This is a genomic window from Aquincola agrisoli (assembly GCF_036621135.1).
In the GTDB taxonomy this organism is placed as follows: Bacteria; Pseudomonadota; Gammaproteobacteria; order Burkholderiales; family Burkholderiaceae_C; genus Aquincola; species Aquincola agrisoli.
Genome location: NZ_JAZIBG010000031.1, coordinates 70,776 through 94,061 on the forward strand (window position 1 = coordinate 70,776; position 23,286 = coordinate 94,061).

Annotated in this window: 24 protein-coding genes; 9 read left to right on the forward strand and 15 right to left on the reverse strand. The window is 69.3% G+C overall.

Features of this window, described 5'->3' with window-relative positions; genetic code table 11:
• Positions 1–132 precede the first annotated feature (132 nt).
• Complete coding sequence (locus V4F39_RS15960; protein ID WP_332290673.1) at positions 133–2,427, reverse strand: NADP-dependent malic enzyme; 2,295 nt, start codon at positions 2,425–2,427, stop codon at positions 133–135.
• Between the two features lie 141 nt (positions 2,428–2,568).
• Here V4F39_RS15960 and V4F39_RS15965 point away from each other — a divergent pair, with 141 nt between their 5' ends.
• The 6 genes from V4F39_RS15965 to V4F39_RS15990 are packed head-to-tail and all read left to right on the forward strand — an operon-like array spanning position 2,569 to position 8,301.
• Positions 2,569–4,653, forward strand: coding sequence for a two-component system sensor histidine kinase NtrB (locus V4F39_RS15965; RefSeq protein ID WP_332290674.1), 2,085 nt, complete (start codon positions 2,569–2,571; stop codon positions 4,651–4,653).
• Between the two features lie 31 nt (positions 4,654–4,684).
• Positions 4,685–5,365 (forward strand): response regulator transcription factor, encoded by a 681-nt coding sequence (locus V4F39_RS15970; protein WP_332290675.1) that lies wholly within the window; start codon positions 4,685–4,687, stop codon positions 5,363–5,365.
• A gap of 14 nt (positions 5,366–5,379) precedes the next feature.
• Positions 5,380–6,333 (forward strand): thiamine-phosphate kinase, encoded by a 954-nt coding sequence (thiL, locus tag V4F39_RS15975; protein WP_332290789.1) that lies wholly within the window; start codon positions 5,380–5,382, stop codon positions 6,331–6,333.
• Complete coding sequence (locus V4F39_RS15980; RefSeq protein ID WP_332290676.1) at positions 6,330–6,896, forward strand: phosphatidylglycerophosphatase A family protein; 567 nt, start codon at positions 6,330–6,332, stop codon at positions 6,894–6,896. The genes thiL and V4F39_RS15980 overlap by 4 nt, the downstream gene beginning before the upstream one ends.
• A complete protein-coding gene (locus tag V4F39_RS15985) occupies positions 6,887–7,381 on the forward strand; it encodes a CinA family protein (RefSeq protein WP_332290677.1) in 495 nt (164 codons plus the stop codon). Before V4F39_RS15980 ends, V4F39_RS15985 begins: the two co-directional genes overlap by 10 nt.
• Entirely contained in the window at positions 7,378–8,301 is a 924-nt protein-coding gene (locus V4F39_RS15990) for a 2-hydroxyacid dehydrogenase (protein ID WP_332290678.1), read from the forward strand. The genes V4F39_RS15985 and V4F39_RS15990 overlap by 4 nt, the downstream gene beginning before the upstream one ends.
• Positions 8,302–8,315: 14 nt before the next feature.
• Here the strand turns inward: V4F39_RS15990 and holA are convergent, their stop codons facing one another.
• Genes holA through V4F39_RS16025 form a run of 7 tightly spaced genes read right to left on the reverse strand, consistent with a single transcriptional unit; the run spans position 8,316 to position 15,009 of the window.
• A complete protein-coding gene (holA, locus tag V4F39_RS15995; protein ID WP_332290679.1) occupies positions 8,316–9,401 on the reverse strand; it encodes a DNA polymerase III subunit delta in 1,086 nt (361 codons plus the stop codon).
• Positions 9,401–9,904: an LPS-assembly lipoprotein LptE gene (locus tag V4F39_RS16000; RefSeq protein ID WP_332290680.1), complete on the reverse strand. Its 504-nt coding sequence runs from the start codon at positions 9,902–9,904 to the stop codon at positions 9,401–9,403. The genes holA and V4F39_RS16000 overlap by 1 nt, the downstream gene beginning before the upstream one ends.
• Positions 9,904–12,531 (reverse strand): leucine--tRNA ligase, encoded by a 2,628-nt coding sequence (gene leuS, locus V4F39_RS16005; RefSeq protein WP_332290681.1) that lies wholly within the window; start codon positions 12,529–12,531, stop codon positions 9,904–9,906. Before leuS ends, V4F39_RS16000 begins: the two co-directional genes overlap by 1 nt.
• Before the next feature lie 25 nt (positions 12,532–12,556).
• Positions 12,557–12,976, reverse strand: a complete 420-nt coding sequence (locus tag V4F39_RS16010) for an ExbD/TolR family protein (protein ID WP_332290682.1) — start codon at positions 12,974–12,976, stop codon at positions 12,557–12,559.
• An 11-nt stretch (positions 12,977–12,987) separates the two neighbouring features.
• Positions 12,988–13,647 (reverse strand): MotA/TolQ/ExbB proton channel family protein, encoded by a 660-nt coding sequence (locus tag V4F39_RS16015; RefSeq protein ID WP_332290683.1) that lies wholly within the window; start codon positions 13,645–13,647, stop codon positions 12,988–12,990.
• 10 nt (positions 13,648–13,657) lie between these two features.
• Positions 13,658–14,473 (reverse strand): 4-hydroxy-tetrahydrodipicolinate reductase, encoded by an 816-nt coding sequence (dapB, locus tag V4F39_RS16020; protein WP_332290684.1) that lies wholly within the window; start codon positions 14,471–14,473, stop codon positions 13,658–13,660.
• Positions 14,470–15,009 (reverse strand): outer membrane protein assembly factor BamE, encoded by a 540-nt coding sequence (locus V4F39_RS16025; protein WP_332290685.1) that lies wholly within the window; start codon positions 15,007–15,009, stop codon positions 14,470–14,472. The genes dapB and V4F39_RS16025 overlap by 4 nt, the downstream gene beginning before the upstream one ends.
• Before the next feature lie 65 nt (positions 15,010–15,074).
• Between V4F39_RS16025 and fur the strand changes: the two genes are divergently transcribed.
• Complete coding sequence (fur, locus tag V4F39_RS16030) at positions 15,075–15,503, forward strand: ferric iron uptake transcriptional regulator (protein ID WP_332290686.1); 429 nt, start codon at positions 15,075–15,077, stop codon at positions 15,501–15,503.
• A 27-nt stretch (positions 15,504–15,530) separates the two neighbouring features.
• Here fur and hprK read toward each other — a convergent pair whose 3' ends face one another.
• The 3 genes from hprK to hpf form a co-directional block, all read right to left on the reverse strand.
• Positions 15,531–16,487, reverse strand: a complete 957-nt coding sequence (hprK, locus tag V4F39_RS16035; RefSeq protein ID WP_332290687.1) for an HPr(Ser) kinase/phosphatase — start codon at positions 16,485–16,487, stop codon at positions 15,531–15,533.
• Positions 16,488–16,491: 4 nt separating this feature from the next.
• Positions 16,492–16,962, reverse strand: coding sequence for a PTS sugar transporter subunit IIA (locus tag V4F39_RS16040; protein WP_332290689.1), 471 nt, complete (start codon positions 16,960–16,962; stop codon positions 16,492–16,494).
• Between the two features lie 199 nt (positions 16,963–17,161).
• Positions 17,162–17,500 carry a ribosome hibernation-promoting factor, HPF/YfiA family gene (hpf, locus tag V4F39_RS16045; RefSeq protein WP_332290691.1) on the reverse strand — a complete coding sequence of 113 codons (339 nt, stop codon included), beginning with the start codon at positions 17,498–17,500 and terminating at the stop codon, positions 17,162–17,164.
• A gap of 426 nt (positions 17,501–17,926) precedes the next feature.
• On the opposite strand from hpf, the gene corA reads away from it, so the two are divergent.
• Positions 17,927–18,889, forward strand: a complete 963-nt coding sequence (corA, locus tag V4F39_RS16050; RefSeq protein WP_332290692.1) for a magnesium/cobalt transporter CorA — start codon at positions 17,927–17,929, stop codon at positions 18,887–18,889.
• A 264-nt stretch (positions 18,890–19,153) separates the two neighbouring features.
• Here corA and V4F39_RS16055 read toward each other — a convergent pair whose 3' ends face one another.
• Positions 19,154–19,735, reverse strand: coding sequence for a glutathione peroxidase (locus V4F39_RS16055; RefSeq protein WP_332290694.1), 582 nt, complete (start codon positions 19,733–19,735; stop codon positions 19,154–19,156).
• Between the two features lie 127 nt (positions 19,736–19,862).
• Here V4F39_RS16055 and V4F39_RS16060 point away from each other — a divergent pair, with 127 nt between their 5' ends.
• The gene (locus V4F39_RS16060) at positions 19,863–20,729 is read left to right on the forward strand and encodes a ferritin family protein (protein WP_332290695.1); all 867 of its coding nucleotides are present in this window, start codon (positions 19,863–19,865) and stop codon (positions 20,727–20,729) included.
• 16 nt (positions 20,730–20,745) lie between these two features.
• Here the strand turns inward: V4F39_RS16060 and V4F39_RS16065 are convergent, their stop codons facing one another.
• The 3 genes from V4F39_RS16065 to V4F39_RS16075 form a co-directional block, all read right to left on the reverse strand.
• A complete protein-coding gene (locus tag V4F39_RS16065) occupies positions 20,746–21,054 on the reverse strand; it encodes an antibiotic biosynthesis monooxygenase family protein (protein WP_332290696.1) in 309 nt (102 codons plus the stop codon).
• A 65-nt stretch (positions 21,055–21,119) separates the two neighbouring features.
• On the reverse strand, positions 21,120–22,301 hold the full coding sequence (gene pobA / locus V4F39_RS16070) for a 4-hydroxybenzoate 3-monooxygenase (protein ID WP_332290697.1): 1,182 nt from the start codon (positions 22,299–22,301) through the stop codon (positions 21,120–21,122).
• 42 nt (positions 22,302–22,343) lie between these two features.
• The gene (locus tag V4F39_RS16075; protein ID WP_332290698.1) at positions 22,344–23,177 is read right to left on the reverse strand and encodes an IclR family transcriptional regulator domain-containing protein; all 834 of its coding nucleotides are present in this window, start codon (positions 23,175–23,177) and stop codon (positions 22,344–22,346) included.
• Positions 23,178–23,286: the final 109 nt, after the last annotated feature.

The following is a 23,286-nucleotide window of genomic DNA, read 5'->3' on the forward strand; positions in this document are numbered from 1 at the left end:
CTCAAGCCGCTGCCATGTTTTCGGGCAGCGGCCTGAGGATATGAGTGGGTACTAACTGTTTCGGGGTAGGCTGATTTGGCAGTGATCCTTGCAGGCGATCAAACTGTCAAGCGATTTACATTCCAGTGCGGGTCAGCGCGCTGCGTTGGCATCGGCCACCGTCAACGCCGTCATGTTCACGATGCGGCGCACGGTGGCGGATGGCGTCAGGATGTGCACCGGTTTGGCCGCGCCGAGCAACACCGGCCCGATCGCGATGCCGCCGCCCGCGGCCGTCTTCAGCAGGTTGTACGCGATGTTGGCAGCGTCGATGTTGGGCAGCACCAGCAGGTTGGCTTCACCCACCAGCGAACTGCGCGGCATCACCGTCGCGCGGTGGGCAGGGTCCAGCGCGGTGTCGCCGTGCATCTCGCCATCGATCTCGAGCCAGGGCGCCTGCGCCTGCACCAGGGCCAGCGTCTCGCGCATCTTGACGGCCGAGGGCTGGTTGCTGGAGCCGAAGTTGGAGTGCGACAGCAGCGCCGCCTTCGGCACCACGCCGAAGCGGCGCAGTTCCTCGGCGGCCAGCACGGTGATCTCTGCCAGCTGCTCGGCCGTCGGGTCGTAGTTGACATGGGTGTCGACCAGGAACACCTGGCGGCCCGGGAGGATCAGGCTGTTCATGCAGGCGTAGGTGTTCACGCCCGGGCGCCGGCCGATGACCTGGTCGATGTAGACCAGGTGGTGGGTCGTCGTGCCCCAGGTGCCGCAGATCAGGCCGTCGACCTCGCCGTCATGCAGCAGCATCGAGCCGATGAGCGTCAGGCGCCGCCGCATCTCGATCTTCGCGAGCTGCTTGGTGACCCCCTTGCGTTCCATCATCTGGTGGTAGGACTGCCAGTAGCCGGTATAACGCTCGTCGTGGTCGGTGTTCACGATGTCGTAGTCGCGGCCGGCCGCTAGGCGCAGCCCGAACTTCTCGACACGCTGCGCGATCACCGCGGGACGCCCGATGAGCGTGGGCCGCGCCAGGCCCTCGTCGACGACCACCTGCACCGCCCGCAGCACACGTTCCTCCTCGCCCTCGGCGTAGGCCACGCGCTTGTGCTGCGCGCGCTTGGCCACGTTGAAGATCGGGCGCATCGTCGTCCCGGAGGCGTAGACGAAGGCCTGCAGCTTCTCGACGTAGGCGTCGTAGTCGGCGATGGGCCGCGAGGCCACGCCGGATTCCTCGGCGGCGCGGGCGACGGCGCAGGCGATCTTCATCATCAGCCGCGGATCGAACGGCTTCGGGATCAGGTACTCGCGCCCGAAGCTCAGCGTCGCACCGGCATAGGCGGCGGCCACTACCTCGCTCTGCTCCGCCTGCGCCAGCTCGGCGATGGCGTGGACGGTGGCGATCTCCATCTCGGTGGTGATCGTCGTCGCCCCGCAGTCCAGGGCGCCGCGGAAGATGTAGGGGAAGCACAGGACGTTGTTGACCTGGTTCGGATAGTCGCTGCGGCCCGTGGCCATGATGGCGTCGTCGCGCACGGCCTTGACTTCCTCCGGCAGGATCTCGGGCGTCGGGTTGGCCAGCGCGAAGATCACCGGGTTGGCCGCCATCGACTGCACCATCGCCGGCTTCAGCACGCCGGCCGCCGACAGCCCCAGGAACACGTCGGCGCCGGCGACCACCTCGGCGAGCGTGCGCAAGGGGGTGTCCTGCGCGAACTCGGCCTTGTCGGGGTCCATCAGCTCGGTGCGGCCCTGGTAGACGACGCCCGCCAGGTCGGTCACCCAGATGTTCTTGCGGGGCACGCCCAGCTTGACCAGCAGGGTCAGGCAGGCCAGCGCCGCGGCGCCGGCGCCGGAGGTGACGAGCTTGACCTCGTCGAGCTTCTTGCCCGCCACCTTCAGCCCGTTGAGCAGCGCGGCGCCCACGACGATGGCCGTGCCGTGCTGGTCGTCGTGGAAGACGGGGATCTTCATGCGCTCGCGCAGCTGGCGCTCGACGTAGAAGCAGTCGGGTGCCTTGATGTCCTCGAGGTTGATGCCGCCGAAGGTGGGTTCCAGCGCCGCGATGGCGTCGACCAGCTTGTCCAGGCTGTCGCAGGCAAGCTCGATGTCGAAGACGTCGATGCCGGCGAACTTCTTGAACAGCACCCCCTTGCCTTCCATCACCGGCTTGGCCGCCAGCGGGCCGATGTTGCCGAGGCCGAGCACCGCCGTGCCGTTGGTGACCACGGCCACCAGGTTGCCGCGCGAGGTGTAGCGGAAGGCGTTGGCCGGGTCGGCCACGATCTCCTCGCACGCTGCGGCGACGCCGGGGGAGTAGGCCAGCGCCAGGTCGTGCTGGTTGACAAGCTGCTTCGTCGGCGTGACAGCGATCTTGCCGGGCGTCGGGAACTCGTGGTACTCAAGCGCGGCACGGCGCAGTTCTGCGCGCTTTTCTTCCTGGCTGGGCATGGCTTGTTGTCCGTGGTTGCGGCGAAAGGGGCAGCGATTTTGCCCCCATGGACGCGCAGTGTCGCGCGAGGGGCGGCCCGGATTGATGCGCAAAACTGCGTAGCAGCTTTGCGCGGGCCTTGAACCATACTGGCCCGGACCATGACATCCACCAGCATTTCGCGCAGGCCATGGCGGCGCCCGCCCCGCAAGGTGCGCCGCGCGTTGCTGTGGTCGACCCTCGTGGCGCTGCTGCTGGTGGCCCAGACGCTGCTGGTGCTGCTCACGCTCAACTACGAGAACGTGCGCGCCCAGGAGCGTGTCGAGGATTTCGCCGGCCAGGTGGCGAGCGAGCTGCGGCGCGACGTGCAGCGCGGCCTCCAGAGCCTGCAGGCGCTGCTCTGGCACGAGCCCGCGCCGGCCCAGTGGCGCATCGACGCCGGCGAATTGCTGCGCGCCCGCCACGCGCTGCTGCGCATCGAGCGCCGCAATGCCTCGTTCGGCATCGACGACGCGGTCGACACCCCCTACCGCGCGCCGGTGTTCAGCCAGTTGCCGCGCACGGCGATGGGGGTGGAGGCCGAACTGGCCTGCACGGGGGCCCGCCGCACCGGCACGCCGATGTTCTCCCGGACCTACTTCGTCCCGCAGCCGGCCGGCACGGGCCTCGAGGTGCTCGATGTGTGCATCCCGGTGTCCACCGGCGTGCGCGAGCCGCTGTACCTGGTGGCGACGCTGGCCTTGTCCGTGCTCCTGGAGGAGTCGATGTCGCCCGAGCAGTCCCGCGGCCACGAGCTGTCCTTCATCGAAGGCGATGGCACGCGGCTGGCGCGTGCCGGCGTGCCGCGAGGGGCCGGCGTGTACCAGGCGCAGCGCGTCATCGACCTGCCCGGCGCCTCGCTGGTGCTGCGGGTGGACAGTGCCGAGGGCAGCCCGAGGCTGATTCCGAACCTGGCGACTGCGTTGGTGCTCGGCCTCTCGCTGGCGCTGTTCGCGGTGGTCTTGCTGCTGCTGCGCGACGTCCGCAAGCGCGCACGGGCCGAATCGGCGCTCGGCGAGGCGCTCGCCTTCCGCAAGGCGATGGAGGATTCGCTGATCACCGGCCTGCGGGCGCGGGATCTCGAAGGCCGCATCACCTATGTCAACCCGGCGTTCTGCGCGATGGTCGGCTTCGGGGCCGAGGAGCTGATGGATTCCAATCCGCCCGCCTACTGGCCGACCGAGCGGGTGGAGGAGTACCGCGTCCGGCAGAGCCAGCGGCTGTCGTCGGTGCGCGACCGCGGCGACATCCAGCAGGGCTTCGAGACGGAGTTCATGCGCAAGAACGGCGAGCGCTTCCCCGTCGTCATCTACGAGGCGCCGCTGGTCGACAGCGTCGGCAAGCAAAAGGGCTGGATGAGCGCCGTGCTCGACATGAGCGCGCAGCGCCGCGTCGAGGAGCTGTCGCGCCAGCAGCAGGACCGCCTGCAGGCGACGGCCCGGCTCGCCACGGTCGGCGAGATGGCCTCGCTGCTGAGCCACGAGCTGAACCAGCCGCTGGCCGCCATTGCGAGTTATGCCACGGGTTCGCTCAACCTGATCGAGACCCCCGACGACGACACGGTGGGCCTGCTGAAGCAGGGCCTGACACGCATCGCCGAGCAGGCCGAGCGCGCCGGCCGCGTGATCAAGAGCGTGCACGATTTCGTCCGCCGCCGCGAGCAGGCGCGCGAGGCCATCTCCGCGTCGCAGCTGATCGATGCCGTGATGCCGCTGGTGCGTCTGCAGGCGCGCAAGAGCGGGGCGCGCATCGAACTCGACATCCCGTCGCCGCCGCCGCGCGTGCTGGCGGATCGCACGATGGTCGAGCAGGTCCTGCTGAATCTGACGCGCAACGGCATCCAGGCGATGGAGACCGCGACGCCGCTGGCCGCGCGCGTGCTGACGCTGCGGGTGCGGCAGACCCACCCCAAGTGGGTCAGCTTCAGCGTGCTGGACGCCGGGCCGGGCATCGCGCCCGAAGTGGCCGAGCGCCTGTTCACGCCCTTCTTCACCACGCGCAGCGAAGGCATGGGCCTGGGCCTGAGCCTGTGCCGCACCGTGATCGAGCAGCACGGGGGCGCGCTCGACTTCCATGTGCACGGCGGTGCGGACGGCGGATCCACGAAAGGCACGGAGTTCGTTTTCACGCTGCCCGCCACCGATCCTTCGCGCAACCGCGGCGACGCCGAGGTGTCCGGTGCGAAGGCGGTGGCCCGGCCGGGGTAGCATCGCGGCAACCCGCGCTGCGTGATCGCCGATGTCCTCTCTGCCCGCCTCCCTCGGCTTGCCGATGGTCTACCTCGTCGACGACGAAGACGTCGTGCGCGATGCGCTCGCGTGGTTGCTGCGGTCGCGGCGGCTGTTGTCCGAGGGCTTCGGCAGCGCGGAGGCTTTTGATGCCTTCCTGGAGGCGCAGTGGCAGCAGCACGGGGGGGCGTGGCCGGTGGCGCCCTCCTGCCTGTTGCTGGACGTGCGCATGCCGGGGGAAAGCGGCCTGGCTTTGTTCGAGCGCCTGACGGAGTCGGGCCGGCTGGCGGCGATCCCGGTCGTGTTCCTGACCGGCCACGGCGACGTGCCCACCGCGGTGGCCGCCGTCAAGCAGGGGGCCTACGACTTCGTCGAGAAGCCCTTCTCCGACAACGCACTGGTCGACCGGATCGAGCGGGCGCTCGAACTCAGCGCCGCGGCCATCCTGCGGCGCCAGGCCCATGACAGCCTGCGCAAGGCACTGGCCGACCTCACCGAGCGCGAGCGCGAGGTGATGCGGCTGGTGATCGACGGCCGCCCCAACAAGCTGATCGCCGACGCGCTGAACATCAGCGTGCGCACCGTGGAGGTCCACCGTGCCCGGGTCTTCGAGAAGATGGACGTGAAGTCCGCCGTCGAGCTCGCCAACCTGCTGCGCGACGCCTCCCTCGACACGCCGGCCGCACGCTGACGCATTGCATGGCGCTGGGCGAGTTCGACCTCATCGCGAAGTACTTCGAGCGTCCGCGCGGGCGGGCGGTGCTGGGCATCGGCGACGATTGCGCGATCGTCGCGCCGTCGCCCGGGATGCAACTCGCCATCTCGACGGACACGCTGGTCGAGGGCCGGCACTTCCTGTCCACGGTGCCGCCGGAACGCCTGGGCCACAAGGCGCTCGCGGTGAACCTGTCCGACCTCGCCGCCTGTGGCGCGGCGCCGCTGGCGTTCACGCTGGCACTGGCGCTGCCGCGGGTCGACGAGGCCTTCCTCGCCGGCTTCTCCCGCGGGCTGTTCGCGCTGGCGGACGCCCACCGGATCGAACTGGTGGGCGGCGACACCACGGCCGGCCCGCTCAACATCGGCATCACCGTGTTCGGCGAAGTGCCGCCCGGCCAGGCGCTGCTGCGCTCCGGCGCGCGCCCGGGCGACGCCTTGTGGGTGAGCGGCACGCTGGGCGACGCCCGGCTGGCGCTGGAGGTGTTCCGCGGCCAGCGGTCGCTGGACGGCGATGCCTTCGACACGGTGCGGCGCGCGATGGAGCAGCCGCAGCCGCGCGTGGCGCTGGGCGAGGCGCTGCGTGGGCTGGCGACCAGCGCGGCGGACGTCAGCGACGGCCTGCTCGGCGACCTGGGCCACATCCTGCGCCGCTCCCGCGTCGGTGCCCGGCTCGCCGCGCATGACGTGCCGCGCAGCGAGATCCTGCGCGCGCAGCCGGCCTCGGTGCAGCTCGAATGCACGCTGGCGGGCGGCGACGACTATGAATTGGTCTTCACCGCACCGGCCGGGGCCGACGACGCGGTGCGGGCCGCGGGCCGCGCGGCGGGGGTGGCGGTCACCCGCATCGGCCTCATGGAGGCCGAGCCGGGGCTGCGGGTGGTCGACGCCGAGGGAGGGCCCGTGGTGCCGCAGTGGGCTTCCTTCGATCATTTCAAGTCATGAACGACGACGTCGTCGACGTCGCGATGCGCGAACCCGCCCCGCCGCAGCGGGCCACCGCCCGCTTCATGCTGCCGCGCCCGCATGCGTGGATCGCGCTCGGCTTCGGCAGCGGGCTGTCGCCCTGGGCGCCCGGCACGGTGGGCACGCTGTGGGGGTGGCTGGCGTTCATCGTGCTGGACTTCTGGCTCACCGACCGGCAGTGGGCGGGGGTGCTGGCCGGCAGCCTTCTGGTGGGCTGGTGGGCCTGCACCCGCACGGCGCGCGACCTGCGCACGGCCGATCCCGGCGCCATCGTGTGGGACGAGGTGGTGGCGTTCTGGGCAGTGCTGTGGCTGATCACGCCCACGGGCCTCGCCGGCCAGGCGGTGGCCTTCGTGCTGTTCAGGTTCTTCGATGCCGTCAAGCCCGGCCCGGTGCGCTGGGCCGACCGCCGCTTCAAGACCGCAGCGGGCACGGCGCCCGGCTGGCGCGCGGGTTTCGGCATCCTCTTCGATGACCTGGTGGCGGCGCTGTGCACGCTGCTGACCATCGCCTTGTGGAAGGTCCTGTCGTCATGGATGTGAGCGAGGTCGAGCCCCTGGTGGTGTCTTTGGCGCAGGCCTTGCGCGGCCGCGGCTGGCGCATCGCTGCCGCGGAAAGCTGCACCGGCGGGCTGATCGCCGCGGCGTGCACCGCGGTGGCCGGCTCGAGCGATTGGTTCGAGCGCGGGTTCGTCACCTACAGCAACGAGGCCAAGGCCGAGATGCTCGGCGTCGCGCCGGCCCTGATCGCCACCCACGGTGCGGTGAGCGAGCCGGTGGCCTGTGCGATGGCGCTCGGCGCCTTGGCGCATGCGCATGCCGAGCTGTCAGTGGCCGTCACCGGCATCGCCGGGCCGGGCGGTGCCGTGCCGGGCAAGCCCGTCGGCACGGTTTGGCTGGCCGTCGGGCGCGCCGGCGGCGGCGTGGAGGCCACCTTGCTGCAACTGGGCGGCGACCGCCGCTCCGTGCGGGCGCAGACGGTCCACGCGGCCCTGCAGCGGCTGCTGCAGGCCGCGCAGGCCGGATGAAACGGGCCGCCCCGATGGACGTGCTGCTGGCGGGCAACCTCGGCACTGACGAGCGTGCGGCATGGTCGGCCGCGCTGTCCGCGGCGCTGCCCGAGGCGCGGTGGTGGTGGGACGATGCGCCGTTCCCGGCCGCCATGATCGAGGCGGCCGTGGTCGCCAACCCGGCGCCCGGCCGGCTGCAGGGGCTGCCCCGGCTGCGGCTGATCCAGTCGCTGTGGGCCGGGGTCGACCGGCTGCTGGGCGACCCCACGCTGCCCGAGGACGTGCCGGTCGCGCGCATGGTCGATCCGGCGATGAACGAGGCGATGGCGGAGACCGCGCTGTGGGCCACGCTGTCGCTGCACCGCGGCTTCTTCGCGTATGCCCGCCAGCAGGCCGGCGGCCTGTGGCAGCAGCACCCGCAGCGCCGGGCCGACGAGGTCCGGGCCACCGTACTCGGCACGGGCCAGATGGGGCAGGCCACGCTGCGCCGGCTGCAGCAGCAGGGCTACCGCGCCGCCGGCTGGCGCCGGGCCGACGGGCCGCAGGCGCTCGCCCCGCTGCTGGCGCGCAGCGACGTGGTGATCAACCTGTTGCCGTTGACGCCGCAGACGGCGGGTATGTTGGGCGCACCGCTGTTTGCGGCCTTGCCGCGCGGCGCGGGCATCGTGAACCTGGCGCGCGGCGGACATCTCGTGGAAGCCGACCTGCTGGCGGCCCTGGACTCGGGGCACATCGGGCACGCGGTGCTCGACGTCTTCGCTGCTGAGCCGCTGCCGCCGGTGCATCCGTTCTGGTCGCACCCGCGCATCACGGTGCTGCCGCATGTGGCGGCGCAGACCGATCCGCGCAGCGCCGCACGCGTGGCCGCCGCCAACCTGCGCGCGCTGCGCGACGGCCTGCCGCTGCAGCACCTGGTGGACCGCACGCGCGGGTACTGAACGGGCGCCGCCCGCTACAGCACCAGCCGCAGGCCGCAGGCCGACGCGCCACGCGGCAGCGGCATGACACGCTGCATCAGCATGAGCGCCAGGCGGCGCAGCGCGTCCCAGGCATCGGTGGGCCAGTCGGGGTGCTTGAGGCCCTTGACGATGCCGTCGCAGATGCTCGCGGCCTCCACCAGCAGCGCGAGGTCGTTGCCGGTCAGCGCGGGCAGCACCCGCTCGAAGAGGCGCTCCTTGACCCCCCAGACCCGCTGCTCGCGCAGCGCCATGGGGAGCGGCTTGCCGTCGGCCATCGCGTCGTGCACGCGCTTGAGGGCTCGGATGTCCTCGGCCAGCGTCCAGTGCACGAGCACGGCCGCCTCGCCCTCGGCGCGCAGGCCGTCGAGCATGCGCAGCGCGCGCGGCACGTGGCCGGCGAGCACCGCTTCGCCGAGCTTGAAGACGTCGTAGCGCGCCACGTTGAGCACGGCCGCTTCCACCTCCGCATAGCTGAGCGTGCCGGCCGGATAGAGCAGCCCGAGCTTCTGCAGCTCCTGGTGCGCCGCGAGCAGGTTGCCCTCCACGCGATCGGCGACGAAGGCCAGCGTGCGCTGGCCTTCGTCGCCGTCCGCCACCGTCTGGCCCTGCGCGGCCAGGCGGCGGGCGATCCAGGTCGGCAGGTCGCGGCGTTCCACCGGGTCGACACGCAGCGTGACGCCGGCGCCGTCGAGCGCGGTGTACCAGGCGCTCTTGAGTTGTGTGCCGTCCAGCCGCGGCAGGTGCACCAGCGTGAGCACGTCGTCCGACAGGGCCTCGCAGTAGCGCTGCAGCGCTTCCGAGCCCTCCTTGCCGGGCTTGCCGCCGGGAATGCGGATCTCGATCAGCTGTCGGTCCGCGAACAGGCTCATCGCCTGCGCGCTGCCCAGCAGGCCGCTCCAGTCGAAATGCGCACCGCTGACGGTGAAGACCTTGCGTTCGCTGTAGCCGGCGGCCCGTGCGGCGGCGCGCACGGCGTCGGCCGCCTCCTGCGCCAGCAGCGGCTCGTCGCCGTGCACGGTGTAGAGGCGCTTCAGGCCCTTGGCCAGGTGGCCGGCGAGCTGGTCGGGGCGGACTTGCATCAGCGGCCCGCGTCCGGCTGCAAGGCGGCCAGGCGCCGCATGATCTGCTGCGCGATGTCGCTTTCCATCGCCCGGTAGAGCTGGGCCTCTTCCTGCTCCTTGGCCAGGGCGGCGGTTTCGTTATAGGTCATGTCGCGCGTGAGCAGCAGCTCGGAGGGCGGCAGCAGCACGCGGCCGCCCGGCGCCGTCACGCGGAAGTTCAGGCGCACGCGCAGCTGCACCTCGCGCACCTGGCCGGCCGCGGTGGTGGCCACCACGCTGCGTTCGCGCCGGTCGGACAGCGCATGCAGGATCACCTCGGCCTGCGCCGGGATCTCGCTGATGCGGGTCTCGCCGACGCGGCTGCGCAGCTCGGCCGCCAGCGGCGAACGGGCCGAGAAGCCCGTGAACGCGATGCTGCGGAAGGGCAGCACCGGCGGGCGCTGCAGCTGGAAGCCGCAGCCCGCGGCCAGCGCCGAGGCGCCCAGCCCGGCCAGCCATGCACGGCGATGGAGCCGGCGCATCAGACGACCACGTTGACCAGACGGCCCGGCACCACGATCACCTTCTTTGCGCCCTTGCCCTCGGCGAACTTGGCGAAATCAGGGCTGGCCAGCGCGGCGGCCTCGATCGCCGCCTTGTCGGCGCCCGCCGGCACGGTGATCGAGCCGCGCAGCTTGCCGTTGACCTGCAGCATCAGCTCGATGCTGTCCTGCACCAGCGCGGCGTCATCGACCTCGGGCCAGGGCGCGTCGAGCAACTCGCCCAGGCGATCGGCGTAGCCGAGCTGCTGCCACAGGCCGTGCGTGATGTGCGGGCAGGCGGGGTAGAGGCCGCGCAGCAGCACCGAAAAGCCTTCGCGCAGCACGGGCTCGTCGCCCGGCGCTGCCTTGAAGTCTTCCAGCGCGTTCAGCAGCTTCATCGCGCCGGAGACGACGGTGTTGTACTGCATGCGCTCGTAGTCGTAGCTGATCTGCTTGAGCACCGTGTGCACCTCGCGGCGCAGCGCCTTGGCGCCCGCCGACAGCGTGCCGGCGGCCACGTCGCCCGCGGCGGCGATCGCGGCGGCGTTCTTCGCGCCGAAGCCCCACACGCGCTTCAGGAAGCGGTGCGCGCCTTCCACGCCGGCATCGTTCCATTCCAGCGTCTGCTCGGGCGGCGACGCGAACATCACGAAGAGCCGCGCGGTGTCGGCGCCGTAGCGGTCGATCAGCTCCTGCGGATCGACCCCGTTGTTCTTCGACTTCGACATCGTGCCGACGCCGCCGTACTCCACCGCCGAGCCATCGCTTTTCAGCTTGGCGCCGACGATCTTGCCGCCCGCGTCGAACACGTTCTCGACCTCGTGCGGCCAGAAGTATTCGATGCCGCCCTTGTCGGTGCGGCGGCTGTAGATGTGGTTCAGCACCATGCCCTGCGTGAGCAGGCGCTTGAACGGCTCGTCGACCTTCACCAGGCCGAGATCGCGCATCACCTTCGTCCAGAAGCGGGCGTACAGCAGGTGCAGGATGGCGTGCTCGATGCCACCGATGTACTGGTCCATCGGCATCCAGTACTGCGTGCCCTCGGCGACCATCTTCTCGTCGTTGGACGGGTCGCAGTAGCGCATGAAGTACCACGACGAATCGACGAAGGTGTCCATCGTGTCGGTCTCGCGCCGCGCGGGCTGGCCGCATCGGGGGCAGCCGACGTTCAGGAAAGCCTCGCACTTGTTCAGCGGGTTGCCGCTGCCGTCGGGGATCAGCTCCTCGGGCAGCACGACCGGCAGGTCCTTCTCGGGCACCGGCACCGGGCCGCAGTCGGCGCAGTGGATGATCGGGATCGGCGTGCCCCAGTAGCGCTGGCGGCTGATGCCCCAGTCGCGCAGGCGCCAGGTGGTCTTCTTCTCACCCAGGCCCTTGGCGGCCAGGTCGTGCGCGATGGCGTCCACCGCGTCCTGGTAGCCCAGGCCGCTGTAGTTGCCGGAGTTGATGACGACGCCGCGCTGCTTGTCGCCGTACCACTCGGCCCAGGCGTCGTACGAATACTGCTCGCCGTCGACCGTCACCACCTGGATGATGGGCAGGCCGTACTTCTTGGCGAACGCGAAGTCCCGCTCATCGTGCGCGGGCACACCCATCACGGCGCCGTCGCCGTAGCTCATCAGCACGTAGTTGCCGACCCACACCTCGATCCGTTCCCCCGTCAGCGGGTGCTGCACGAAGAGGCCGGTGGGCATGCCTTCCTTGTCCTTGGTGGCGAGTTCCGCCTCGGTGGTGCCGCCCTGCTGGGCCTGTTCGATGAACGCGGCCAGTGCCGGGTTGCCTTGCGCGGCGTGCGTGGCGAGCGGGTGCTCGGGCGCGACGGCGCAGAAGGTGACGCCCATGATGGTGTCGGCGCGCGTGGTGAACACGTAGAGGCGGCCGTCCTGGATGAGCGCGCCGTTCGCGTCGCGGATCTCGTGCGGGAAGGCGAAGCGCACGCCTTCGCTCTTGCCGATCCAGTTCTCCTGCATCAGCTTCACGCGCTCGGGCCAGCCGGGCAGGTGGTGCTGCACGTGGTCGAGCAGTTCGGCCGCGTACTGGGTGATGTTCAGGTAGTAGCCGGGGATCTCGCGCTTCTCGACCGGCGCGCCCGAGCGCCAGCCCTTGCCGTCGACCACCTGCTCGTTGGCCAGCACGGTCTGGTCGACCGGGTCCCAGTTGACGACCTGCGTGCGGCGTTCGGCGATGCCGGCCTCCAGCATCTTCAGGAACAGCCACTGGTTCCACTTGTAGTACGCGGGCGAGCAGGTCGCGACTTCGCGGCTCCAGTCGATGGCCAGCCCCATCGCCTGCATCTGCTTCTTCATGTAGGCGATGTTCGAATAGGTCCACTGCGCCGGCGGCACCTGGTTCTTGATCGCGGCGTTCTCGGCCGGCAGGCCGAAGGCGTCCCAGCCCATCGGCATCAGCACGTTCATGCCCTTCATCCGCAGCTGGCGGGTGAGCATGTCGTTGATGGTGTAGTTGCGCACATGCCCCATGTGCAGCTTGCCGCTGGGGTAGGGCAGCATCGAGCAGGCGTAGAACTTGGGCTTGCTGGCGTCTTCGGTGACGCGGTAGGCGTCGCGGGCGTTCCAGTGCGCTTGCGCGGCTCCCTCGACCTCGGCGGGCATGTACTTGTCGTTCATGCCGTCGATTGTAGGGAGGCCCCCGTCAGGGAGAGGCGGGCTCGGTCACGAAACCGATGCGCGACAGGCCGGCCTTCTGCACCTGCCCGATCAGCGTCGCCACGTCGCCGTAGGGCACGCGGCGATCGGCGCGCAACTGCACTTCGAGCTGCGGGTTGCCCTGCGCCGCCGCGGCCAGGCGCGCGGCGAGTTCGTCCTTCGCCAGGGGTTGTTCGTCGAGGAACAGGCGGCCGTGCTCGTCGATGGCCAGCGTCACGAAGGCGGGCGCTTGTCCTGGCGTGCCGGCGTCGCTCTTGGGCAGCTCGAGCTTAAGGCTGCTGGTCATCAGCGGCGCGGTGATCATGAAGATCACCAGCAGCACCAGCATCACGTCGATCAGCGGTGTCATGTTGATGTCGCTCATCGGCCGCGCGCCGGGGTTGCGTTCGAGGCGGCCGAATGCCATGGCGTGGCGGCTCAGGACTCGGACGCGCGGGCGAGCATCATCTCGCGCAGGTCGTGGGCGAAGCCCTCGAGCTCGGCCTCGCAGGCGCTGACCCGTTTGCCGAAGACGTTGTAGCCCAGCACGGCGGGGATGGCCACGGCCAGGCCCGCCGCCGTCATTACCAGGGCCTCGCCCACCGGGCCGGCGATCTTCTCGATCGTGATGCCGCCTTCCGCGGCGATGGCCGCCAGCGCGTGGTAGATCCCCCAGACCGTGCCGAAGAGGCCAACGAACGGGGCGGTGCTGCCGACGGACGCCAGCAGCACCTGGCCGAACTGCAGGTGGGCGAGGCCGCGGTGCAGCGCGTCGCGCAGGCGCCGCGTCAGTTGAGAGGCGAGGTGCGCATCGGTGGCCAGCGTGCCGGGCTGCGACGGGGCGGTGGCGGCGTCGACGAGCGGCACCAGCAGGCCTTCGCGGTCGAGCGCGGCCAGGCGCTCGCGGCCGATATCGAGTGCCGGTGCGGCCCAGAACGCCGAGACGGCACGCTCGATGTCGCGCGCCGCGCGGCGCAACACCCAGCCTTTCCACAGAATCACCACCCAGGCGCTGACCGACATCAGCAGCAGCAGGGCCGCCACGCTGCGGCCCACGCCATCGCTGGCGTGCCAGAACGCGCCGAAGCCGCTGTCCATGCGGGCGGCGTCAGGCCAGGCCGAGCACGTCGTCCATGCCGAACAGGCCGTGCGGCTTGTCGGCGAGGAAACGGGCGGCGCGCAGGCTGCCCTGTGCGTAGGTCACCCGGCTGGCGCTTTTGTGCGTGATCTCGATGCGCTCGCCGGTGCCCGCGAACAGCACCGTGTGATCGCCGACGATGTCGCCGCCCCGCACCGTGGCGAAGCCGATCGTGCTGGGGTCGCGTTCGCCGGTGACACCTTCGCGGCCGTACACGGCGCAGGCCTTCAGGTCGCGCCCCAGCGCGTTCGCGACCACCTCGCCCATCTTGAGCGCGGTGCCGCTGGGGGCGTCGACCTTGTGGCGGTGGTGCGCCTCGATGATCTCGATGTCGTACCCCTCGCTGAGCGCGCGGGCGGCCATGTCCAGCAGCTTCAGCACCACGTTGACGCCGACGCTCATGTTGGGCGCCAGGACGATCGGGATGTGCCGCGCATGCTCGGCGATCTCGGCCTTCTGCTCGTCGGTGAAGCCGGTGGTGCCGATCACGGCGCGCACGCCGTGATCGCGGCAGGCCGCCAGGTGCGCCAAGGTGCCTTCGGGCCGGGTGAAGTCGATCAGCACCTCGGCGCCGGCGAGGCCTGCGCCGAGGTCGGCCGTGATGGCGACACCGCTCGCGCGGCCCAGGAAGGCCGTGGCGTCATGGCCGAGGGCGGGGCTGCCCGGCACGTCCAGCGCACCCGCCAGCACACAATCGTCAGCCGCCTGAACGGCTTCGATCAGCATCCGGCCCATGCGGCCGGACGCCCCCGCAATGGCCACCTTCAACGTGGGCGAGCCGCTCACTTGGCGGCCTCCAGCGGCGGATAGCTGCGTGTCGCGCCCGCGGGCTCGGGTGCCGAGGGCGCCGCTTCGGGCCTGGACGGTGCCGGCAGCGCCTTGCGCTGCTCTTCCGTCAACTCCAGCTTGGGCTGCTTTCCGGTCTTGATCGGGCTGATCGAGGCGACGAACTCCTGTTCGCCCGGCAGGTCGGGGGCCTCCACGGTCTTGAGCAGGTCGCCCTCGAACTGAAGCACCACGCTGCGCCGCTGGGGCTCCGTGCCCTGGCGCTTGATGGTGAAGATGTAGTCCCAGCGGTCCGCGTGGAAGATGTCGGCCAGCAGCGGCGAGCCGAGCACGTTGCGCACCTGTGCGCGGTTCATGCCGGGCTTGACCAGGGCGATCTGCTCCTTGGTCACGACGTTGCCTTGCACCACCTCGACCCGGTAAGGCGTGATGACGCCCAGGACACTGTCGGAGGTGCGCAGCGATTCCTGCCACGAACTGCAGCCGGCAGTGGCCAGCAGCGCTGCCGCGAGGCCGAGGTATTCAAGTCGAAACATGTTGTGCCGGTGCGGGCTGGCTATCATGCTCGGATTCTAAGGTCCCCAAAACCAAGGGGTCGGCCATGAACCACGTAGACGAACTCAAGAGCAGCGGCCTGAAGGCGACGCTGCCGCGCATCAAGATCCTCGAGGTGTTCCAACGCGGGGAGCATCGGCACATGACTGCCGAAGATGTGTTCAAGGCCCTGCTCGCGGAGGGTGCGGACATCGGGCTGGCCACGGTGTACCGCGTGCTCATGCAGTTCGAGCAGGCCGGGCTGCTGTCGCGCAGCCACTTCGAGTCGGGCAAGTCGGTGTTCGAGCTGAACGAGGGTCAGCACCATGACCACCTCGTGTGCCTCACCTGTGGCCGCGTGGAGGAGTTCTACGATCCCGAGATCGAGAAGCGGCAGCGCGCGGTGGCCCAGAGCCGCGGCTTCGAGTTGCACGACCACTCGCTGGCGCTCTATGCGGCGTGCGTCAAGCCGCAGTGCCCGCACCGTCCGTCCTGACAGGCTGCGGGCGCGCCGCGCCCGGGATCAGGGCTCGCCGCCTTGATCCATGGCCTTCTGGTGGCGCTGGATGAATTCCTGGTAGGTGTCGATGCCGCGCAGCTGCAGGATCGTGTTGCGCACCGCCGCCTCGACGAGCACCGCCAGGTTGCGCCCTGCATCCACCGCGATGATCACCTTGCGCACCGGCACGCCGAGGATCTCCTCGTGCATCGGTTCGTAGGGCAGCCGCTCGAATTCGCGCTCCATCGTTTCCTTGCGCACCAGGTGGACGATGAGCTTCAGGCGCATCTTCCGCCGCACCGCGGTCTCGCCGAAGATCGCCTTGATGTCGAGCAGGCCGATGCCGCGGACCTCGAGCAGGTTGATCAGCAGCTCGGGACAACGCCCTTCGATGGCGGTTTGCGACACACGGTAGAGGTCGACGGCATCGTCTGCCACCAGTCCGTGCCCGTGCGAGATGAGTTCCAGGCCCAGTTCGCTCTTGCCGAGGCCGGATTCACCGGTCAGCAGCACGCCCAGGCCGAGGATGTCCATGAAGACGCCGTGCCGCGTGGTGCGCTCGGCGAAGAGCTGCCCCAGGTAGCCGCGCACCACGTCGATCACGTGGCCGGCGGATTCCGCGGTGACGAACAGCGGGATCTCCGCCCGGTCGCACATGGCCGTCAGCCGGTCGGGCGGCACCTGGTCGTCGGCGACGATGATCACCGGCGGTTCCAGCGTCACGATCCGGGAGATCCGCCGCTCCAGCACCTCGTCGGCGCTCTGGCTGAGGTAGGCGACTTCACGCCGGCCGACGATCTGGACGCGGTACGGGTGGATGTAGTTGAGGTAGCCGACCAGGTCGGCCGCCGACCGGGCATCGCGCACGGCCGCGTCGTCGAAGCGGCGTTCCGGGTGGGCGTGGCCCGCCACCCATTCCCAATGCAGCGCGACGCGGTGTTCCTCGAACAGCGCCTCCGCGCTGATGGATGAGGGCTTCACGCGGTCAGGCGACCGACTTCAATGGGGCCCAGTCGGCGATGAGCTTGTGCAGGCCCGCGGCGTCCGGCTCGGATTTCAGGCGTTCGCGCAATTCCCGGTCGGAGAGCAGTTCCGCGATCTCCGACAGGATTTCGAGGTGGCGCTGCGTGGCGGCCTCCGGCACGAGCAGGAAGATCAGCAGGCCGACGGGCTCGTCGTCGGGTGCGTCGAACGGGATCGGGTGCTGGACGCGGATGACTGCCGCCAACGGATTCTTCAAGCCCTTGATGCGTCCATGGGGAATGGCCACCCCGTGACCCAGGCCGGTGGAGCCCAGGCGTTCCCTGGCGAACAAGTTGTCGCTGACCGTGGCACGCGCGATCGCGTGCTGGTTTTCGAACAGCAACCCAGCCTGCTCGAACGCGCGCTTTTTGCTGGTGGCTTCCACATTCACCAGAACGTTGCTGGCGGGCAGGATGGCGGCGAGACGGTTCATGGTGTTTCCCCGACGTTGCGGCGGCTGCGACATCCGCAGGGACTTTCGCAAAGAGGGCGTTGATTATAGAAATCGGTCCTTGCCACGCTACCGTTGCAGTCATCCCCTGCCGCCGCTGTTGCTCTTTTGCTGCGCCGCCACATGAGTGAACGGAAAAGCGGCCCGAAGGCCGCTTCCGCCGAGGCGCTCGCGCGCAAGATCAGACGTTTGCGTCGAGCCGCTTCGCGGACACGTGGTGGTGGTCCTGCACCTTGTCCTTGTGGCGGCAGACCTGCCGGTCCAGCTTGTCGACCAACTGGTCGATGGCCGCATACAGATCTTCGTGGCTCTGCTCCGCGAAGATGTCGCGTCCCTTCACATGGACCGTGATCTCGGCCCTCTGGCGACGCTCCTTCTCTCGCATCTTCTCCACCGTCAGCAGCACGTTGATGTCGACCACCTGGTCGAAATGACGCGTCACCCGATCCAACTTCGTGAGCACATACTCACGGAGAGCCGGCGTGACTTCGAGATGGTGTCCGCTGATCGTCAGGTTCATCAGATCCTCCTTTGGGGAAGGGGTTGAGGGAAAGCGGAAAGAGAAGGCGATCCGGGTCCCGGATCGGGGGTCGGAGCAGGAAGGTGGGGTGCGTCAGGAAGGAAGCGGCAGTAGCAGGGTCGAAAACAGTGTGCCCCCGAAACAGGAGCGTGACAAGCCGATGAAACTGGTGTGGGCGTACGCAGTTGTGACGTGATGCGTGAAGCGCAGCGCGGATCGGTGACGCCGCCCAGGCGGTGGTGCGTGAGGGCAGCGCTTCGCTGCCGAACGTGAGGTCGCGCTGGGCCATAATCTTTGGCTTACCCGACGTGGAGAAATCCGTGGACCAGAGTCACCCTAGGTGACCGCCGCTCCGGCATGCCGGGGCAGGCGGACGCTTCCGACCCATCGCACCCCGCAAGGCGCACAGGAGCGCCGGAGCAACGCATGCTGAACGTCTTCAGGCTCGCCAATGGGCGGCTGTTCCAGGAAGAAATCGAGAGCGCCGAAGCGCTGGCCGACTTGAGGCCGGTCTGGGTGGATCTCGATGCACCCACGCCGCAGGAGAAGGGCTGGATCGCCAGCCGTTTCGGCTTGACGATCCCCGAGGATGCCGTGGACGACGACCTGGAGGAGTCGGCCCGCTTCTACGAGGAAGACAACGGCGAACTCCACATCCGCTCCGACTTCCTGATCGACGACGACGTCACCCCGCGCAATGTCCGGGTGGCGTTCATCCTCAAGGATAACGTGCTGTTCTCGGTGCACGCCGAGGACCTGCCGGTGTTCCGGCTCCTGCGCCTGCGCGCACGCCGCACGCCGGCGCTGATCGAGGACGCGAAGGACGTCCTGCTGAAGCTCTACGACACGGATGCCGAGTACAGCGCCGATGCGCTCGAGGGCATCTACGACGCGTTGGAGAAGGTCAGCTCCCGCGTGCTCAAGCAGGACGTGGACGACCGCGCGGCGAGCGAGGTGCTGGCGGCCGTCGCGAAGGAGGAGGACTTGAACGGGCGCATCCGCCGCAACGTGATGGACACGCGCCGCGCGCTCAGTTTCATGATGCGCAGCCGCATGCTCAATGCAGAGCAGTTCGAGGAGGCGCGGCAGATCCTGCGCGACATCGATTCGCTCGATTCGCACACGGCGTTCCTGTTCGACAAGATCAACTTCCTGATGGATGCCACGGTGGGCTTCATCAACATCAACCAGAACAAGATCATCAAGATCTTTTCCGTGGCGAGCGTGGCCTTGCTGCCGCCCACGTTGATCGCCAGCGTGTACGGGATGAACTTCAAGTTCATGCCCGAAATCGACTGGGCGCTTGGCTACCCGTTCGCTCTGGGCTTGATGGCCGCGTCCGTGGCGGCACCCTTCCTGTACTTCCGGCGCAAGGGCTGGCTGCGCTGAAACAGCTGCGCCGGCACGAGGCCGGCGCGGTTGCGTAGACAAAACTGCTGCGTGGCGCCCCGAAGCGAAGGAGGGAGGGAGGGAGGAGGAGGAGAGACGCTTCGGGATTGCAGCCTGTTCGACAGGAGGCCACGCTGCAGGAAAACCATTCGACACTGCATGCAGCATCTGTTGGGTCAGATGCCCTGCGCGCCGCCGAGTTCCGCGATGGCCGCGATAGAAACAAAGCTTTGCGAAGGCGCCCGCCCCGTCGCCGCCGGGCCGCTAAGGACGCGGCGCCGGCTTGGCCAGCAGGCGTTCGATGTCAGCGATGAAGGATGCGTCGAGCGGATCGGTCTTGCTGTCGGCGCTGAAGGCCCACTGCCCGTCGCGGCCGATGACGTACTTGTGGAAGTTCCAGCCCGGCGCCTTCCCGCTGCGCTCGGCCAGTTGGACATAGAGCGGGTTCGCCGCAGGCCCTGGCCTGACCTGGGACTTCGCGAACATCGGGAACCTGACGCCGAAGGTGTTCTCGCAGAAGGCCGCCACATCGGCATTGCTGCCCGGCTCCTGGGCGCCGAAATCGTTGCTCGGGAAGCCCAGCACGACCAGGCCGCGCGCCTTGTAGCGGTCGTACAGCGCCTCCAGCGACTTGTACTGGGGCGTGAAGCCGCAATAGCTCGCCGTGTTGACCACCACCACCACCTGCCCGGCATAAGCGCACAGCGCCACCGGCCGCTCGTCCTGGAGCCGGGGCAGGGTGTGGTTGAGCAGGGCGGGGCAGCCGGCGTGGGCGGCGGAAGGCGCCAGCAGGCCGGCGAACGCCAGGGCCAGGAACCGGCGATGGAACAAATCTCGGTAGGCCATGTCAATCGGATGCAACAGTCGGAGGCGCTTCGATTCTGTCCAATGCGCCAATCCCTTCGCTGGCAAGGGCCAGGCGCAGGGGGCGGACAGGGGCCCGCCTAGAATCGAAGGCTCCCTAGGAACTGCCATGCTCTACCCTGAACTCTTCAAACAACTGGAAGCCGTGCGCTGGAACATGGACACCGACATCCCCTGGGACCGGTTCCAGCCCGACTTGCTCACCGAGGAGCAGGCGCAGACGATCAAGATGAACGCGATCACCGAGTGGGCGGCGCTGCCGGCCACCGAGATGTTCCTGCGCGACAACCGCGACGACAGCGACTTCTCCGCGTTCATGAGCGTGTGGTTTTTCGAGGAGCAGAAGCATTCCCTGGTGCTGATGGAGTACCTGCGCCGCTTCCGTCCCGACCTCGTGCCGACCGAGGCCGAACTGCACGAAGTGCGATTCGAGTTCGATCCGGCCCCGGCGCTGGAGACGCTGATGCTCCATTTCTGCGGCGAGGTGCGGCTGAACCACTGGTACCGCCGGGCGGCCGAATGGCATTCGGAGCCTGTCATCCGCGCCATCTACGAGACGCTCGCCCGGGACGAGGCCCGGCACGGCGGGGCCTACCTGCGCTACATGAAGCGCGCGCTGCACAAGTTCGGCGACGAGGCCCGTGCGGCCTTTGCGAAGGTGGGCGTGCTGATGGCCAGCGCACGGCGCACGGCGCAGGCGCTGCACCCGACCAACCTGCACGTCAACGAGAAGCTCTTCCCGCGCGATACGGTGCAGAGCCGCCTGCCCGACCCGAGCTGGCTCGAAGCGTGGCTTGACAAGCAGATCCAGTTCGACGCGACCTGGGAAAAGAAGGTCGGCGAACGGATCCTGCACAACCTGAGCTTGCTGTTCGAACGCAGCTTTGCAAGCGTCCAGGAGCTGAATCGCTACCGCAAGGACCTCACGTTGGCGCTGGCTGCGGCCGCCAAGGGCCCGGACGCCCAGCCGGTTTGACGGCCGCCGAGCGGCTTCAGTGCATCGGCGCTTCGCCGACGAGCGAGAAGTGCTCCACCACCGGCTGCTTCGCGAAGAACGGGCCGACGATCGCACGCCACTGTGCAAACAGCGGACCCCCGCGGAAGTCCACCGTGTGGTTCTCCAGCGTGTCCCAGTAGATCGTCAGCACGTAGCGCTCCGCCGATTCGATGCCGCGCTGCACGCGCCAGCCGCGAAAGCCCTTGGCCTGGCTGATGACGGTCGTGACGCCGCGCACGATCGCCTCGTCGAAGGCGGCCTGCTGGCCGGGTGGGATGGTGATGTCCGCATGTTCCAGGATCATGGTGTGCGCCCTGACAGGGTCTAGAGGGTGGGAAGCCCGGACCATACCGCACGCGGCGCGGCCACTCAGAATGCCAGCGGCAGGCCGACATAGTTCTCGGCGAGCGCCTTGGACGCCGCTTCCGACGAGACCAGGTACGAGAGCTCGGCGTGCTGCATGCGCTGGCCGAAGCTGCCGGTGTCGGGGAAGCGGTGCATCAGCGAGGTGAACCACCACGAGAAGCGCTCGGCCTTCCACACCCGCTGCAGGCACCGTTCGGAGTAGGTGTCGATACCCCGGCTCGATCCACCGTAGAACTCCGCCAGTGCCCGCGACAGCAGGCCCACGTCGCCGGCGGCGAGGTTCAAGCCCTTGGCGCCGGTGGGGGGCACGATGTGCGCGGCATCCCCTGCCAGGAACAGGCGCCCGAAGCGCATCGGCTCGGCGACGAAGCTGCGCAGCGGCGCGATGCTCTTCTCGATCGAAGGGCCGGTCAGCACCTGTGCCGCCACGTCGGCAGGCAGGCGGCGCTTCAGTTCCGCCCAGAAGGCCTCGTCGCTCCACCGTTCGGCATGGTCGTCCAGCGCACACTGAACGTAGTAGCGGCTGCGCGCGGCGGAGCGCATGCTGCACAGGGCGAAGCCGTGCTCGCTGTGTGCATAGATCAGCTCGTGCGCCACGGGCGGCACGTCGGCGAGGATGCCGAGCCAGCCGAAGGGGTAGACCTTCTCGTGCGTCTGCAGGGCCTCGGCCGGCACGCTGGCGCGGCACACGCCGTGGTAGCCGTCGCAGCCGGCGATGAAGTCGCACTGCAGCATATGCGGCTCCCCGCGCAGCGTGTAGCTGACGAACGGCTGCCCGCCGTCGAAGCCGTGGACGGCGACATCCTGCGCCTCGTACACGGTGCGCAGGCCGGCCGCCGCGCGCGCCTCCATCAGGTCGCGCGTGACCTCGGTCTGTCCGTAGACGACGACATGCTTCCCGGTCAACGCCTTCAGGTCGATGCGGTGCAGGACGCCGTCGAAGGCGAGGTTCACGCCGTCGTGCGGCAGGCCCTCGGCGTGCAGCCGTCCGCTCACGCCGGCTTCGTCCAGCAGGTCGACCGTCACCTGCTCCAGCACGCCTGCGCGGATGCGGCCGAGCACGTAGTCGGCGCTGCGCTGCTCGACGATCACCGCATCGACGCCGGCACGCGCCAGCAGGGCACCCAGCAGCAGGCCGGAGGGGCCGGCGCCGACGATGGCGACTTGGGTGCGCGTGGAGGCCATGGCGGGGAGTGTCTTTCGTGAGGGGTCAAAAAGAGGGGGCGGTCAGAGCAGCTGCCGCAGCATCGCCTGCGACTGGCGCAGCGGCGGCAGGCAGGTCTCGACGAGCTGGTCCATCGTCATGCGCTGGGCGTGCACGCTGATGTTGAGTGCGGCCACGGTTTCCCCGCGGTAGTTGCGCAAGGGCACGGCGATCGTGCGCAGGCCGAGTTCGAGCTCCTGGTCGACGCAGGCATAACCCTGCGCGCGCACGTGCGCGATCTCGATCCGCAGCCGTTCGGCCAGCACCACGGTGCGGGGCGTGAAGGGGCGCAGCGTCTGTCGTGCGATCCATGCGTCGACGTCCGCCTGCGGCAACGCCGCCAGCAGCACGCGGCCGTTGGAGGTGCAGTGCGCCGGCACGCGGGTGCCCGGCTGCAGCGTGGAAGAGATCACCCGCCCGGCGCTGGTCGCGGCGATGCAGATCACGTCGTTGCCGTCCAGCGTCCCGGCCGACGAGGCCTCCTTCATCGCATAGGCCAGCTTGTGCAGTTCCGGCTGCACGATGCGGGGCAGCCGGGCCGAATGCATGTAGCTCTGCGCGAGGCGCAGCACCTTGGGCGTGAGGGCGAACAGCCGGCGGTCCTGGCTGACAAAACCCAAGTGCGCCAGCGTGATCAGGTAACGGCGGGCCGCCGCGCGGGTGAGGCCGGTGCGTTGCGCTACTTCGGCGATGGTCAGGCGCGGCCGGTCCTGGTCGAAGGCTTCGATCACCTGCAGGCCTTTTTCAAGCCCCGCGACCAGGTCGCGCTGTGCGGGCGCCGCGTCAGCGGTGCTGGCCCGCGACGCAAGGTGCGCGCGGGCGGGCCCGTCGTCTGGCAGCAGGTCGTCGTCGCTCATGGGGCAGTGGCTGTGCGTTGATCGCCCGGAAGGGTTGTCTCGTCCCTCTTGCTCCGACTTTAGGAGGGTGGATGCCGCCGGGCCAGGCCTTTGGGGTGCACCGGGGCGA